General features: G+C 45.2%; 7 protein-coding genes and 1 pseudogene. 2 read left to right on the top strand and 6 right to left on the bottom strand.

What is annotated here, in order from left to right; translation table 11 throughout:
• Position 1: 1 nt before the first annotated feature.
• The 6 genes and pseudogenes from E0E36_RS11690 to E0E36_RS11665 all read right to left on the bottom strand — a co-directional run bounded on the left by E0E36_RS11690 (position 2) and on the right by E0E36_RS11665 (position 10,976).
• Positions 2-2,674 carry a glycoside hydrolase family 2 protein gene (locus E0E36_RS11690; protein ID WP_130856105.1) on the bottom strand — a complete coding sequence of 891 codons (2,673 nt, stop codon included), beginning with the start codon at positions 2,672-2,674 and terminating at the stop codon, positions 2-4.
• Between the two features lie 96 nt (positions 2,675-2,770).
• A pseudogene (locus tag E0E36_RS11685) lies at positions 2,771-2,974 on the bottom strand (alkaline phosphatase family protein); the annotation flags it as partial.
• Between the two features lie 12 nt (positions 2,975-2,986).
• On the bottom strand, positions 2,987-5,134 hold the full coding sequence (locus tag E0E36_RS11680; RefSeq protein ID WP_130856104.1) for a PhoPQ-activated protein PqaA family protein: 2,148 nt from the start codon (positions 5,132-5,134) through the stop codon (positions 2,987-2,989).
• Positions 5,135-5,147: 13 nt separating this feature from the next.
• On the bottom strand, positions 5,148-6,794 hold the full coding sequence (locus E0E36_RS11675) for a SusD/RagB family nutrient-binding outer membrane lipoprotein (RefSeq protein WP_130856103.1): 1,647 nt from the start codon (positions 6,792-6,794) through the stop codon (positions 5,148-5,150).
• Between the two features lie 31 nt (positions 6,795-6,825).
• Complete coding sequence (locus tag E0E36_RS11670) at positions 6,826-10,266, bottom strand: SusC/RagA family TonB-linked outer membrane protein (RefSeq protein ID WP_130856102.1); 3,441 nt, start codon at positions 10,264-10,266, stop codon at positions 6,826-6,828.
• Between the two features lie 164 nt (positions 10,267-10,430).
• Positions 10,431-10,976, bottom strand: coding sequence for an RNA polymerase sigma factor (locus E0E36_RS11665; RefSeq protein WP_130856101.1), 546 nt, complete (start codon positions 10,974-10,976; stop codon positions 10,431-10,433).
• A gap of 192 nt (positions 10,977-11,168) precedes the next feature.
• On the opposite strand from E0E36_RS11665, the gene E0E36_RS11660 reads away from it, so the two are divergent.
• Positions 11,169-12,347 (top strand): sialidase family protein, encoded by a 1,179-nt coding sequence (locus tag E0E36_RS11660; RefSeq protein ID WP_242627191.1) that lies wholly within the window; start codon positions 11,169-11,171, stop codon positions 12,345-12,347.
• A complete protein-coding gene (locus E0E36_RS11655; protein ID WP_130856100.1) occupies positions 12,334-14,562 on the top strand; it encodes a ligand-binding sensor domain-containing protein in 2,229 nt (742 codons plus the stop codon). The genes E0E36_RS11660 and E0E36_RS11655 overlap by 14 nt, the downstream gene beginning before the upstream one ends.
• The last annotated feature ends 396 nt before the right edge of the window (positions 14,563-14,958 follow it).

The following is a 14,958-nucleotide window of genomic DNA, read 5'->3' as shown; positions in this document are numbered from 1 at the left end:
ACTAAAATATCTTTACTTCCCCATTGACCGATTGCAATTGAATCCGGGCGTTCTGATCCTCTGGATAACGGACCGTGATCATTTTAACCTCATATGGGAGAAGAGAAAGGTAATTATCAGACCATAAAACAGGCAATACATTATCCGTCAATGACTCATTCATTAACTGTAATTCGTTGAAAAAGGAAAGCTTGTCACTTGTGTTCTTTAGTGTTATTTGCCATACTTGATAGGCTCCTTCATTCCGTAAAAATTTCTTAGCCATTTCGAGCTTAACAGGCGGTAATTCAGATAAGGGACGAAAATTTGCAAATTCCTTGCTCGGTGTATAAAACCAAGAATAGGTGTTCCAATCCAGTGTGTCCATCTGCGCACTCAGCCAATAAAAATTGTCGGCTACGGCTTGTCCATGCTCATTCAAAACGGCTAAATGCAGGAAAGTGACCGGCTCTTGCTTGCCTGATGGAACCTTTATAAGCTTAACAACATGATTTGCTTTCATTTGATCAATTGGTATTACCTGCCGGCTGATCAACTGTGACTGCAGATTGTATACTTGTACAAGCAATTGGTGTTTCCGTAAATCTTGCCGCGTATCATTACTGAGGTAAATCGATCTATCATGATAGTTATATAAGGGGAGGATGGGTTGCAAGGCCTTCTTCGTACCAAAGTAAGCAGCATTTGGCATCAGGTAATAATCATATAGCTGCCAGTAAAATTCGGGCCAAGGCGAGTTTAACATCCACTGAACCACACCTCCTGCCTGTTTTCTATTCATAACATGTGCTTCAAACATTGGGCGAATCGCCTCATAATTTAACAGTTGTGCTTTAAAAGCCAGCGTTGCCAGATTAGGACTAGGGCCATATCGCTTTTGCAAGGCCTCTAGGTAGATAGACAGGCTAGCAAAATCCTTGCGTCCGGAGTGGTAGTTCCATACCGCATTGTCAGCCGGCCAACGGTATGCCGGTGGAATCATTTTTTCGATGCTTTTAATGGGCGGGATTTGTGGGCCTGGACCGACCTCCGAGTTGAAACCGTAGGCACCTCCTAATTTTTTGTCCTCGTACCAGTATACGGGAGGCACGTATTGATAGGGTCCGTTCATTTTCATGCCCGATTTTCCCGATATTGTACTGGTAAACTCACCCGCAGAGATCAGAAACGACGTAGTAGGCGCATATTTTGCCAAGGTGTCCAGATAACGTTGTTCCAGATCGGGAGGAGGCATGGCATCACTTCCACCAAGCCAGGTGAGAATACTTGGATGGTTGCGCAACCATTTGACCTGATCGCGGAAATAAGTCGCTAATAAATCTTTTTCTTTCGGCATCAGCTTGATGGCGTAGCGCTCAACCCCTTCATTGATGGGCAGGTTTTCGTCCCCTGCTTTCATCTCGAGTGGCAGACCCAAATAATCCGGCCACTCCCATTGGCAGCTCCATCTGGGCATCACTAGAATGCCGTACTGGTCACAAAGATCGTATAGATGCTGATTATTAGCCCATACCCCTTCCAAACGAAGGGCGTTAAGCCCCATATCCTGCACATATTGAATTTGTGCACGATCTTTATCGGGAAGATAACGCAAAAAAAGATCATCTACCCAACCCGCAGCTTTGATGAGTATATCACGACCGTTTATTTTATAATGTCGCCCCTGGTTGCTGTTTCGATAAGTTTCGATTTTGCGGATCCCGAACGTGAGGTAGTTGCTATCAGAAAGCTCTTGGTTTTTATTGTAGAGTTTTACAGCTGCTTTATAAAGAGATGGTGCTCCTAAGCCATTAGGCCACCAGAGCTTTGGATTTTTTATTTGAAGCTGTGGGAAGTCACGATGGTCAAACGAAACTATCCGATGGGCGAAGGGTTCGAGAACGATCTGTTTTTTTAGCTGCTGGCCGGCAATACGAAGGGCCAAGGTGATTTGCTCGGGCCTGTCGCTTGCATTTCTTAATGCAACTTGCGCCTTGAGTTCCGCATTGCTGGTATCGCAAACATCAAAGTCGCTCTCAACAAAAACGTCTTCTATAAAAACGGATCCGCTGCGCTTCAGCCGGATATCGCGAAAGATGCCCATAAAGTGATCGGCCGGTGTGGGCGCCCAGTCTACGAAGCCCATATAAAAATCGCGCACCTGTGGTGGATAAATCTTAATGAGCAGTTGGTTTTCGCCTTCTTTAATGGCGCGGCTCACCGGCAACGCAAATTGTCGGAAGGCACCGTAGATGCTGTCCTTATCGGCAATTAACTGCTGGTTAAGCCAAATATCCGCGCGATAGTTGATGCCGTCTAAATAAAGGATGACCTGTTCTTCCGAATTTAAGTTATGGATATACAACGACTTTTTGAACCACCAAGGTGATTGAAAGACTTGCGCAGGAATACTATCCATGCGCGTGCCTATAAAAGGATCGGGGTAAACACCTGCTTCTACCAATGCCCCAAGCACGGTGCCTGGTACCAAGGCCGGATACCAATCATTTTCCGCCGTGTGTTCCAATACCTTGTCCACTTCGTCGCCGACCACTTGGCTCGGAGCCATCACCCAGCCTGAATCGAGCACATTTTCGGCAATAGGCAATGCGGTTGAAGCTTGCCTGCAGCTAGCCGTTAGCAGACAAGCTAGGAGGCCAAATTGTAATTTCAATACAGTCGAAAAAGACGTCATTAGGGTAGGTTTAATAAATCAATCAACGGGTGGCCAACATTCCCGTTGGGTTCTTGTATATGTAATAGTGCTGCCAACGTAGGCCGAATGTCTGTCATTCCCGTGGCTAAAACCGGTTCGTAATATGCGTTTGAAGCCGCCTTCTCCATAGCGATCATAAAAACGATAAAGGTAATCCCTGCGCATTTGGTCGACAACCAAGCCCACCACTAGTTTTGGTCGTTTAAGCGCCTCCGTCTGTGCAAAGCAGCTGTAGCAATAAAAGCCGCAAAGGAAGAAAAATAGAAATCTTTTATTCATTTTCTTGTTTTTTTATCGCTTCTCTTTACCGTTGAGATAGCGTAATAGTTTTTCGGGCTCGTCTGTTTGTATAATATTGGCGCCTTTTGCAAGAAACTTGTCCAACTCGCTTAGGTCCGCTTGTTGTGCGATCATTTTATCCAGATCACCCAAGGTATTCATCCAAACGTTGGCACCCTTGTTTTTGATATGAGCTGTTACGGTATTGGTATAAAAACTTTCGTCCAGGTGCACAATGCTTGGCTCAAACAGCGCGAGCGCTTTGTCGGCTTCTTTTAGATCATGTGATCTCGGCATTAGTTTAAGTGAGGAGTTGGCAGCCTTTACTTTTGCCAACTGCTTGTAATCACTGTCGAAAAAGATCACTTCCCGCTGTGCTTTTACTTTGGCAACGGTATGCAGGATGGGATCCAACTTATCTGTTTTAAGATCCAGATCCAGTACAATTTTCCCCTTTGCGAGCTGTAAAGCTTCTTCCAAGGTGGGAATATGGTAGCTGGTTTGTTTGCCCCGGTGCTTCAACTGTAATCGGCTTAGCGCCTGAAAAGTAAAGCCTTCCGCATCCCCCTTTCCATTCGTTGTGCGGTCGATGGTTTGATCATGCATCAAGAAAGGAATACCATCGCTGCTTACCTTTACGTCTATTTCAACAATATCTACACCCTGTTTAATGGCGGCTTCAATGGCTGCAAGCGAGTTTTCCGGTACTTCGTGATGTACTCCGCGATGCGCGGCCACTAAGATTTTATTCCGATGTGGTTCCGCCAAAGCCTTCAGCGTCGCTTCCAGATGACCGTGTTGATGACTTTCTACCAATCCAAGGCTATCCATTACAAAGATCCGGCTCGACTGCCCATAGGTGCTTCCCGTAGGATCGGGATAGAGCAGCTCCACAAAAAATGCCTTATAGCCCGCGCTGGGAAAGTCAAAGGAATAATGAAGCTGAGCCTCGTTTCCCACGTAGTTCTTTTGGCTGAATAACCATACATTATTGCGTAAGTCAGCATCTTTAGAGGAGGCTTCCCAAACTTTTATACCCTGTAGCTTATCGGGAAGAATTTTCAACGCCAAATTTACTTTCTTCCCTTCAGTATTGATTTGCCATTCGGCAGGCGGGTATCCTTCATCCCGGAGCGTTAAGGCAAAAAAGGCATTCAACGCATTAAAGGCATCTTGTCCGTCTCCCAAATTATGCCCTACGTTAGGTACATAATGCAGCAAATTGGTTCCCGGGATACTATCGTAATAGTGTTTTATATTATCAACCACCCAATAAGGATCGTTGGTACCCATAAAAATCATTTTAGGCATTTTCAACGCCTGTCGGTAACTATAGGGATCAACCATTTGCAGGAGTGTAGCGCCGGCTTCACTTTTTGCCTGCTGCGGAATACCTAAGTTTACATAATCCTGAATTTCAACACTGTATTCTTTCCAGGTTTCAATTTGATAATCCAGACTTACGGGCATATTCAGCACATCAATCACCATTGGAGCAATTGCTATGACGCGTTGATCACTGGCCCCTGTCAGCCAAGTTGTCCATCCCCGTTTGGAAAGGCCTGACACCACAAAACGATCAGCAGGCACCATCGTATGTTTTTCAGTGAATTCCGTAACCGCATCCATGGCTTTAACAGCACTTTTTACCATGGGAAAAAGTAAAGGCCATGTGTAGTCGCCCTCTTTCTGAAACTGATGAAAGGTATAAGAAATGAGCGCATCTTCTGTCAGCCCATTGAATAGCGGTTGGTTGGGTGTTTGTTTCAATAGCGCTACACAGGCTCCATTTTTTTCTGCAAGGGAGCTTAGGTTCACTGTTAACGCATCCTGCTTATCGGTCCATCTTGGCTGTCCCTTATCCAGCGAACCGCCACTGATAAATAATAAGGCAGCACTTTGCTTTAAATTTTTCGGTACAATTACACTGAGCTGATGCGTCCAAACGATGTTTCGCCAGGTTTGAGAAGTGAGTAGCAAGCGATATACCTTCGTCTCGTTGCCAAGGCTCAAGGTATCGTGTATGATCCATCTATACGTATCATCTTCTTTCTTTAGATACTGCTGCAACGCATTTTGGGGCGTCACAGCAGTTTGGGCAAAACTGAGCCCTATATAAAAAAACACATGAAAAATTCCCGTCAGTAAGCGCTGTTTCATTCTCGCAATTTAATTAGTAAGGATTATTGGTATCTTGTAACAACCAGCATTTCGACCAAGCACTGTTTTTACCATCAGCCTGTGAAAAAGCGGTGGTCGATAATCGATCTAAAGCCTCTTGTACATGTTGCCCGTTCATATTGATTTCATCCTGCATGTAATAAAAGCGCAAGGGAAGGGCCCGCCTAAGCGCTACCGGCCCCGCTTGCAACCGAGGGTAACCGGTTCTTCGAAAATCGAACCAAGCCTCCGTTGCGGCCGTCCAACTAGCAATCCACTTTTGGGTAATCAGCTGTTCAAGCGACCCATCAAAACGAACTCCTTCTGTTTCAATATACGCATTATAATTGGCGGCTAGCTGCCAGGCATCTAAAGAAGCCTCAATGGCCGCATTATAATGTTCGGCGGCATTACCCGTATTCCATCCCTTCAGTGAAGCCTCAGCCAGTATAAAATGCACCTCGGCTGCTGAAAGGAGCCGTGCCTTTAGTAAAGGTCCGGAAGCTTTCCGATAGCGCTCGTTTAAGTAAGAAACATGGGGATTAAATGAGGTCTGCCCCGGTGTTGGGTTTAAATTATAACTGGATGGCAAATTGGAGTAAGAAGGCGGAATACCTACATAATCCGGATCGGTATCAACGGAGGTATTGGCTACCATATCGGGCGACAAGTATCGCTTCCCATTGCTAATGCGATCGGTGCGCGGGGGTAAAGTGGCATCAACAACCAAAGGAATCTCCACTTTTTGGGCCCATATCGTCAGGCGGGGATCATCCAGTTGCTGCAAGGTGTTTACCAAAGTGGCACACATCTTCAATCGACGGAAATTCGACCCACCCGTATCGTCAATCTCGGTATTACTAGGCCAGGCATTGGCGCTTGTGGTACCGGGGTAGCTCATCGCAGCATCTTCATCCGCCGCTAAGATCAGCGGGTATTGATCCGGATTCGTTGCGATTTTCTCTATGCCTGCCTGCGCAAAAGAGGCTTCCTTAGCCGAAAGACGCATATAATAACGCAAGGCCAGTGAATTGGCAAAACGCCGCCAAGCCGCTGGATCACCATTATAGAACAGATCCGCCGCCGCTTCGATACCCGTATAAGAAGAAGCCGGTTGCGAGAGTAAATTGTTAGCGGTTTCCAATTCGGCTAAAATGCCATGATAAATATCGGCCTGGGTATCATATTTGGGCGTAAGATACTGTGGGTCGTTTAAATTCCCTTTTAACGCATCGGTGTAAGGCGCATCACCCCATAAATCGGCAATAAGCCCAAAGACATAGGCTTTCATCACCAAGCCAACGCCCTGATGAAAGGCCTGTCCACTTTCTTCGGCACGGTTCATGAGAAGTTGGGTGTTACGTAAAATATTGTAGTAGTCTGTCCAGCTTTGGCTGCCCGCCCAATCATAATCGTTGTGGCTTTCAAACCAAGCATCTTTCTGCGTATGTTGCACAACACCGGCGATATCCTGATAGCCTAAATTGGTATACAGCTTCCCTGTTTCGCTCAATATCGTTGGCAAAATAAGGTTAGGATTCACCGCCGTTTCATCTACCCCATTGGGATTCACATTCAGATCGTCCAGCTTCTTACAGGAAAACAAGAGTATTGCTATCAAGAGTAAGTAAGCGACCGGCGTTTTTATTACGTTGTTCATGGCTTTATTTCTTGTTGGATAACTAATTAGGTTAAAAAACCACTGCTATTTTGAAACCGATCGGCATGACCCACGGGTTTACATTATAGCGTTCAATCCCTTGTTTGAACTGGGTACCTGCCTGTGTTCCGGCTCCGGGTTGAAAAGCCGTTTCGGGGTCGATCCCGATTTTCGATTTCGTCCATAAGATAATATTACGACTGTAGATGGAAACGTTGGCCGATTGCATACCCAGCTTTTTAACGAAGTTGCCAGGTAGCTCATAACCAAGCGAGATTTCCCGGAGCTTTATAAAGTCGGCATCAAAGGTAGCAGCGCTCATAAAGTCCCAAGGGTAATTATCGCTCAAGGGTATGATTTTAGTACCTTCGCCCCCCAAATTTTCGGTATAGCCAACAATATTGCCATCGTCATCATATTGTGCGATAACACCGGGGTTAAAAGCGCCGAAGTTATAGGTCTGCCCTTCCATTGTAAAAGGAAGCCCACCGCTTTCGGGGGTTGGTCCGCCCACAATGCGGAACTGGTTGCCACGCACAACCACCAGGTCATTGTTCACCAGGTAATCACGTAGCGCTTGCCCGCTCATACCATTTGGATTGATCAGCTGGTCAAGGAAGCGCTGCGTTTTCATGTCCGATTCATAATAGCGATAGGTTTGGGAAACGAATTTGCCTCCTTTACGCCATTCGAGTGAGAAATTCAGGCTAAAGCGTTTATAGCTAAGGCCCGACTGTAAGCCGATGCTAAAATCGGGATTGAAATTACCGATTTTGGTGCGTGTATTGGTCATCGATATACTCTGCCAGGAGCCATTTTCGTCGAGGATCGGATAACCATAATAAGGCGAATTAACGTCTTTCACTGTAACGAGTTCCGCATCGTAGAGATCACCAATTTCATCCCCTATATAGGTACGGGCACCGCCCTTGGCGTCCGACCATAACTCATAGTATTCCAAGCCATCTGATAATTCCATAATGCGTGTTCTGTTTCTCGACCAGTTGACATTGATATCCCAATTCCAGTTGGTCGACTTGATCGGTGTGCCGCCTAAACTGAGTTCCCACCCTTTGCTTACCAATAAGCCGGCATTGATGTTTTTAGAGGTATAACCACTGGAGCTGGGCAATTGAATGGGAATAATCTGGTTCCGATTATCCACTTTATAATAGGTGCCGGCAAAACGTAATCGATTATTAAATAAGGCAAAATCCAAACCACCTTCGTAGGATGTACTTTGCTCCGGCTTCAGGTCGGGGATGAGTAAAGCGCTCGAAGAGCCAAGGCGAACCACATTACCCCAGGGGTCCATATTTTGTAAAACGTTGATCAAGTTATAGGGACTCGTGTCATTACCGGCTCTCGCCCAGCCACCGCGCAATTTCAACAGATCGATCTGATCGGGTAATTTAAAAGCATCATTCAATAATACACTTAAGGAGGCGGAAGGGTAAAAATAGGAACGATTGTTTTTTGGCAAGGTGCTCGACCAATCGTTTCGCGCAGTTAAATCCAGATAAATGAAATCTTTGTAACCTACGTTAATTAATCCATATATACTGTGAATGGCTTTTTCACCGATGTAACTGTTGTAACGTAAACTTGTCGGAGCGATATTGGATAAGGTATATAAGTTGGGTATTGTTAAACCGCTTCCATTAATCGAGGCATTGATGACATTTTCATTGCGCTGATAGCGGGTGTTTCCGCCTATTGACGTATTAAAGCTCACATCGTTAAAGCGTTTCTGATAACTAGCGAGGAAATCAATATTCTGTTCCAGGTTATTTAAGTTAGTGATACCGTAGGCTCCTTTCGGATCATTGGAATAGCTATACGGAACTTTGGTTTCTCTCTTTTCGTGATAAAGATCGAGTGCATAGCGTCCCATTAAACTTATTTCGGGCGTAATTTGCCAATCGGCACGTATATTACCGAAAACGCGATCGCGCTTAAAGGCATTGTTCACTTCATAGGCCAGAAAATACGGGTTATCATAGTCGCCCAAACTTTGCGAACGCTGCACCACCCCCTCTTGTCCGGGCAGCCAATAGTCTTTTAAATCCAAAATATTAATATGAGGTGCTACGGCATAAGCCCATTGAAGGGGATTGGTACCTCGGTTACCTGCGGGCCGATTATCAGAGCCATTACGACTGAAATCAATTTGCGAGCTGAGCTTAAGTTTATCGGTCAATTTCAAGCTGCTATTGAGGTTCAGTGAATTCCGACTCAGATCGCTATTCGGAATAAGGCCTCGATTCATCATATTAGAATAAGAAATCCGATAAGTAATCTTCTCCGTATTGTTAGCGATGGACACCCCATTAATAGAGGTAATACCCGTTTGTACAAATTCTTTGATATTGTTCGGATGAGAGACCAACGGCATGGCGACAGGGTTACCCTCCGCGTCTAGCGGACTGTTCCATTGAATGGCTTGATAGCCACGGTCAAGTTCGGGGCCTAAAGCGCCTGCCGATCCTTCTTCAATGGTGAGCGTCCCATTAGGAGTACTTTCCGGCGTAAAAGGAATAACCCCTGCGGCGAAGCGATGATGCATATCCAGGTATTTGTACGGCACATCGAATACCGTATTGCTGGTCACATTAATTTGCACCTTATCTAAACCGCTACCACTTTTGGTGGTGATCAATACCACGCCATTGCCCGCCCGTGAACCATAGAGCGCCGCGGCACTCGGCCCTTTCAAGATCGAAATGCTTTCAATATCATCTGGATTCAGGCTGGCCAAGGCATTACCATAATCTACGTTGTTGTCGGTACCTACCTGACTGACATTATTAATCGTGTTGGCAATCGGTACACCATCCACTACGAAGAGCGGTTGGTTATCCGAACTCAAGGATTTTGCTCCCCGAATGACCATGCTAACGGAAGAACCGGTTGAGCCCGTAGAGCTGATACTAACGCCTGGCACCTTACCGGTAATGCTATTGAGTACATTATCCTGTGCCACTTTGTTAATATCCTTGCTGCTCAACTCCCCTACCGAGTAGCCCAATGAGCGTGTCGAACGCTTGATGCCTAAGGCGGTAACCACCACCTCATCCAGCCCTTCCGTCCGTTCTTCCAAGGCCACGCGCAACATACGTTGGCTACCTACGCGTACTTCCTCTTCTTTATAACCGACAAACGTGAATACGAGAATTGCTTGTTCATCGGGTACTTCAATACGGAAGGTACCGTTCATGGAGGTCGTAGTGGTGCTTCCGTTTTCTTTAACTTTAATACTAACACCAGGGAACGGCCGGCCATCGGTGGCCGAAGTTACCACGCCCTGAATAGAGATAGCCTGCCGGTTGACGGAAACGGCATCTGCGTGCGCAGCGGTAGTCAGGGCTCCGTTCCCAACCGAAGCCGACGCGCTTATCGGTAGTCCGAGCTGGTACAGCACCGCTAGCGAACAAATGAGCAGTTTGGGCGTGCTTGGTAAATTGAATTTCATAAATTCCTTATTTTGATTTTTTCCCTTTTTACAGCAGATGATTTTGTTAGCTGATCAATTATACTACTACGGATAAGTAAAAAAAGGCTATCAAATACAATGGTAATTTTGAAATAATTACTTGTTTAACAATACGTTGTTGTTTTGTTAATATAATATTAACGTTAAGCAATGAGCATTTTAGGTTTTAGCTGATCGCGTAATAACTGCTTTGCTTTTACCAGCTGATTTTTGACCGTATTCTTGGAGATGGAATAACTGTCCGCTATTTCCTGATAGGATTTACCATCTACAAAACACATATAAATAATTTCCCGTCGTTTATCGCTTAAGGCATTCATCGCGGTTTGGATCATACGATAACGCCGCTCCCTTACACCAATGGGGTCCTCTTTTTGGCAACTTTCGTTGATATAGGATTGAAAAGCAATGCGATTTCGTTTTTCGCGCTTGATGTGGTCGAGCACGAGATTACGCAGGCAAGTAAATAAAAAGGAACGGAAGTTCTGTTCGGGCTTTATCCTGTTTTTGTTATGCCAGATCTTGGTAAAGAGATCATGCACCATATTTTCTGCTTCTTCCGTATCGCGAAGCATATGCATGGCAAATTTAAAAGCATCCAGTTTGTAGGCTTTGTACAATTGATTGAAGGCATTGTTGTCGCCCTGCTTCACCTGCTGCAGGAGCGTTACATGTAGGTCCGTTGACATAAGCTGTTTAATTTGATTGTTCAACGAAATTATCGGTGAAAGCTCCTCCTTGGTGACGCATTTTGCGCTTAATAAACCTCAATCTGCGTCAATCCTAAAATTTTGATTTCAAGTAGCCCGATTTGAATATTGCCACGTATGATATAATGAGCATCCGATTGGTGAAGGTGCTAACTTAAGACAAACCTGCATATGATGCGACATCATTTCATTTTTTATGCGATCTTTTTATTATTCAGTATAACGCTTCGAGCACAACCTAAAGTGGCGGAAGCGACCCTGATTTTTCCTTTGCAGGCAAAACATGTCCATGGTAGTAGTTTGGCCGTTTTACCGAACGGAGATGTATTGGCTGCCTGGTTTTATGGCAGTGGAGAACGAGGGGCCGATGATGTTTGCATTATGGGATCCAGAAAGCGCGCAGGAAGCAAAACTTGGTCCACGCCTTTTCTAATGGCCGATACGAAAGGTATCCCGGATTGCAATCCTGTATTGTTCTTGAATCACAAAAAGCAGTTGTATCTCGCGTGGATTGCCGTACAGGCGAACCGTTGGGAGCAGTCGATCTTGCGTTATCGCGTAGCTGATAAATATGAAGGTAGTGCGGCCCCCAACTGGGGCTGGCAGGACAATATACTCTTAAAACCCGATAGCAGTTTTGTGCAGGAACTTAAGGAGAAGTTATCGATGTTGTCCGATCAACAACATGGCTGGGCAGCCTACGCACCACGTTATGATGAAATGATCGTAACCAATGCACAAGATCCCGCCAAACGTAGCTTCGGTTGGATGACACGCATTAAACCCCTGCTATTGGCCGACCATAAAATATTGTTGCCTTTATATTCCGATGGCTTTAACTGCTCTCTCATCGCCATATCCGAAGACGATGGAAAAAGTTGGCGACCAAGTAAACCTATCGCGGGCCGGGGAAACATCCAACCCGCATTAATAAGACGGAAACAGGGCGATATTATAGCTTATATGCGCGACAGCGGGGATGCACCCGCACGAATTCAACAAAGCATCTCGATGGATGGCGGTGAAACATGGACGGTAGCAAGAAAAACGGAGATTCCCAATACCGCCAGTGTGGAGGTCATTCGCTTGCTCGATGGGCGGTGGCTATTGGTAGGTAACGATGTGGATGATGGACGCTATCAACTCAGTTTGTATTTATCCGAGGACGAAGGCACTTCCTGGAAACTCAGCACCCCGCTTGAAGCAGACGACAAGAAAAAACTTTCCTGTTCTTACCCGTCAATCGTCCAATCGACCGATGGCTTTATCCACCTCAGCTATTCTTACCATGTGACAAGCGATAAAAAATCAATAAAGTATTTAAAAATTTCTCCCGATGATATTAAATAAAAAGAAGATTTACCAAGTGTTGCTTCTATGTTTGGCTCTTCAACCTTTTGGATGGCGAACGGCTATTGCCCAGGATCGGTTCAAACAGGAATATGCCATAAAATATTACACCCATGATCGAAAAACGAATAATGCGAAAGTTTTGAGTGATCGAAATGGGCGGATTCAATTTTTGCAGGCAGGTCGTTTATTAAAACCTTTTGATGGCAAATTGCTCTTTCCAGGCAGGCTATCGGCCGACATCACGTATCGTTACGACTCCTTGGAAACTTTTAGAGATATCATCCTATATCAAAACAATTTTGTGTACCTGACCAACCAACTGGTTTATAGCAATGCCTGGGCAGGAACCTGTTTATTTAAACATCACTTGCCAAAGGCAAAATTTTTGGAAATGGACGAAACGGGAAACGTTTTTCTGACCGATGGGCAACAGATCAGATGTTATGCGATGGATGGAAAAGTGCTCGCAAATGCTCGCGTAGATGATAAAATTAAAGCCGTACACTATGACACGCGAAATCAGCTTTTTTGGATGCTCAGTAATCAGGCCCTATATAATTATAGTTTACAAAACAAGCAGGTACACACCGTTTATCGGGGGAGTGATTTTAGCTGCTTTACGCTTAATGAAACCGGAAAACTACTGGTCCTTGCCAAATCAGATCGGTATAGCCTATTCAGTATAGAAAAGTCAACGGATGGACAAGTGAGGATGATACAGCAACGCAACTGGGATGATCGGCTGCCGGCGCAACCGGTGAACACAGTTCAGTATGTCGATGGAACGCTTTGGTTTGGATCGATGCACGGGGCCTTTAGGCAACAGGAGAATGGGGCTTTTGATTATTATCAAAGTGGCCGCTGGTTGCCCGGCGACACGGTATATTCGCTTGCCAAAGGGCCGGAATCAACGGTGTTAATAGCTACGAACAAAGGTTTGGCCCGCTTGCACCATAAAGCAATGAGCTTGGAAGAGAAAGCCGCCTATTATGACAAACAAGTGCGCGAGCGGCATATTCGATACGGTTTGAATGCAACACTGAAAGGCTTGAAGGAAGGAAATTTACGAACAGGCATTTTGTCCGATTCTGATAATGACGGTTTATGGACGTCTATGTATCTGGCAGCGGAGGCCTTCCGTTACGCTACGACCAAAGATTCCGATGCCTTGCTGAATTGCCGCGAATCTTTATTGGCCATGGAGCGCCTTTATAGCGTGAATCCTTTAAAAGGCTTTCCATCACGATCATTCGAACGAATCGGTCACAAGACAGATCTTGCCGATAGCAAGGTTTGGTTGGATGCGCCTGATGGTCGGTGGAGCTGGAAATCCACTACCAGTAGTGATGAGGCAATTGGTCATCTTTTTGTTTTTTCGGTGCTGGCCGAGGTGGTAAACGACCCTTGGGTGAAAGAAAAAGCCGTTACACTGATGGATTCCCTGATGTCGCATATTGTGGCTAACGATCTTTATCTTGTCGACCATGACGGAAAGCCGACGTTGTGGGGGAAGTGGAACCCCGCTTATGTCAATCAATTTCCGACAAACATAGGCGATCGAAAATTAAACTCGTCCAACATCATATCCATGTTACAATCAGCCTATTACTTCACTAAAAAAGAAAAATACCGAGATAAGGCGTGGGAATTAATGGACAGGCACGGATACTATGAAAACCTGATGCGGCCGATGAAAGGTATTGGACAAGCCGATGAAAAAGCTGATGATTATAGCAAGATGCTTTCTGAAAGGTGGAATCACTCCGACGATGAGATGTATTTTTTAGGCTATTGGGGCTTGTATCGCTATGCCTTAAATGATACATTAAAGAATAATTTTCGAAAAGCAATTCTGGATCACTGGGAATTCGAACGACCGGAAAAAGATGCGCTGTGGAATTTCTTCGCTGCTATGGTTGGCGAAAAGAACTTTGACAGGGATGCATCCCTATGGTTTTTGCGCGAATTCCCCTTGGATCTGATCAACTGGCAAGTGACGAACAGTGTCCGAAAAGATATCAGGCACTTGGAGGAGAATTTTATGAATCAAAGCACGGATGCCGTTCTTTCGCCCAAAGAGCGCCCCGTCCACCGACATAATCGAACAACCTTTATTTTGGATGAAGATAGCAACGGAACGGAAGAGTTTAGTGCGGGTGATATTTGGTTACTCCCGTACTGGCTCGGACGGTATTTGGAAGTAGTGAAGTAGTAGCAGTGACAGTGACACCTGCCTACTGGCAAGTAGACTAACATAAACCAAAGCTGACTGCCGATGGCTGATCGCCGACAGCAGATTGCTACAAATCTGTTACAAAAGCGATTCTTCTTTTGGCACAAGCTTTGATTAGTTATTAGTAAGGTTTAGGTTGATTAAAAATAGAAAAACGTCCAAGCATCCCCAAAAGCTGGGCGTTTTTCATTTTAAGGCAGCGGATCCGGAGGCATTAACCAATCGATATACATAAGGTCCTAACCTCTTCTCATACTGATCGCTAATGTAAAAATGATATGGGAATTTGATTAGAGGCACACCTTATCCTCGGCAAAAAGAAATAATTCGTAATATTGCAAAACATTTGCTAAATCGAATTAGGAACAAAAAGAA

Source organism: Olivibacter jilunii (assembly GCF_900607235.1).
In the GTDB taxonomy this organism is placed as follows: Bacteria; Bacteroidota; Bacteroidia; order Sphingobacteriales; family Sphingobacteriaceae; genus Olivibacter; species Olivibacter oleidegradans.
This window is presented reverse-complemented; position numbering and strand designations above follow the sequence as displayed.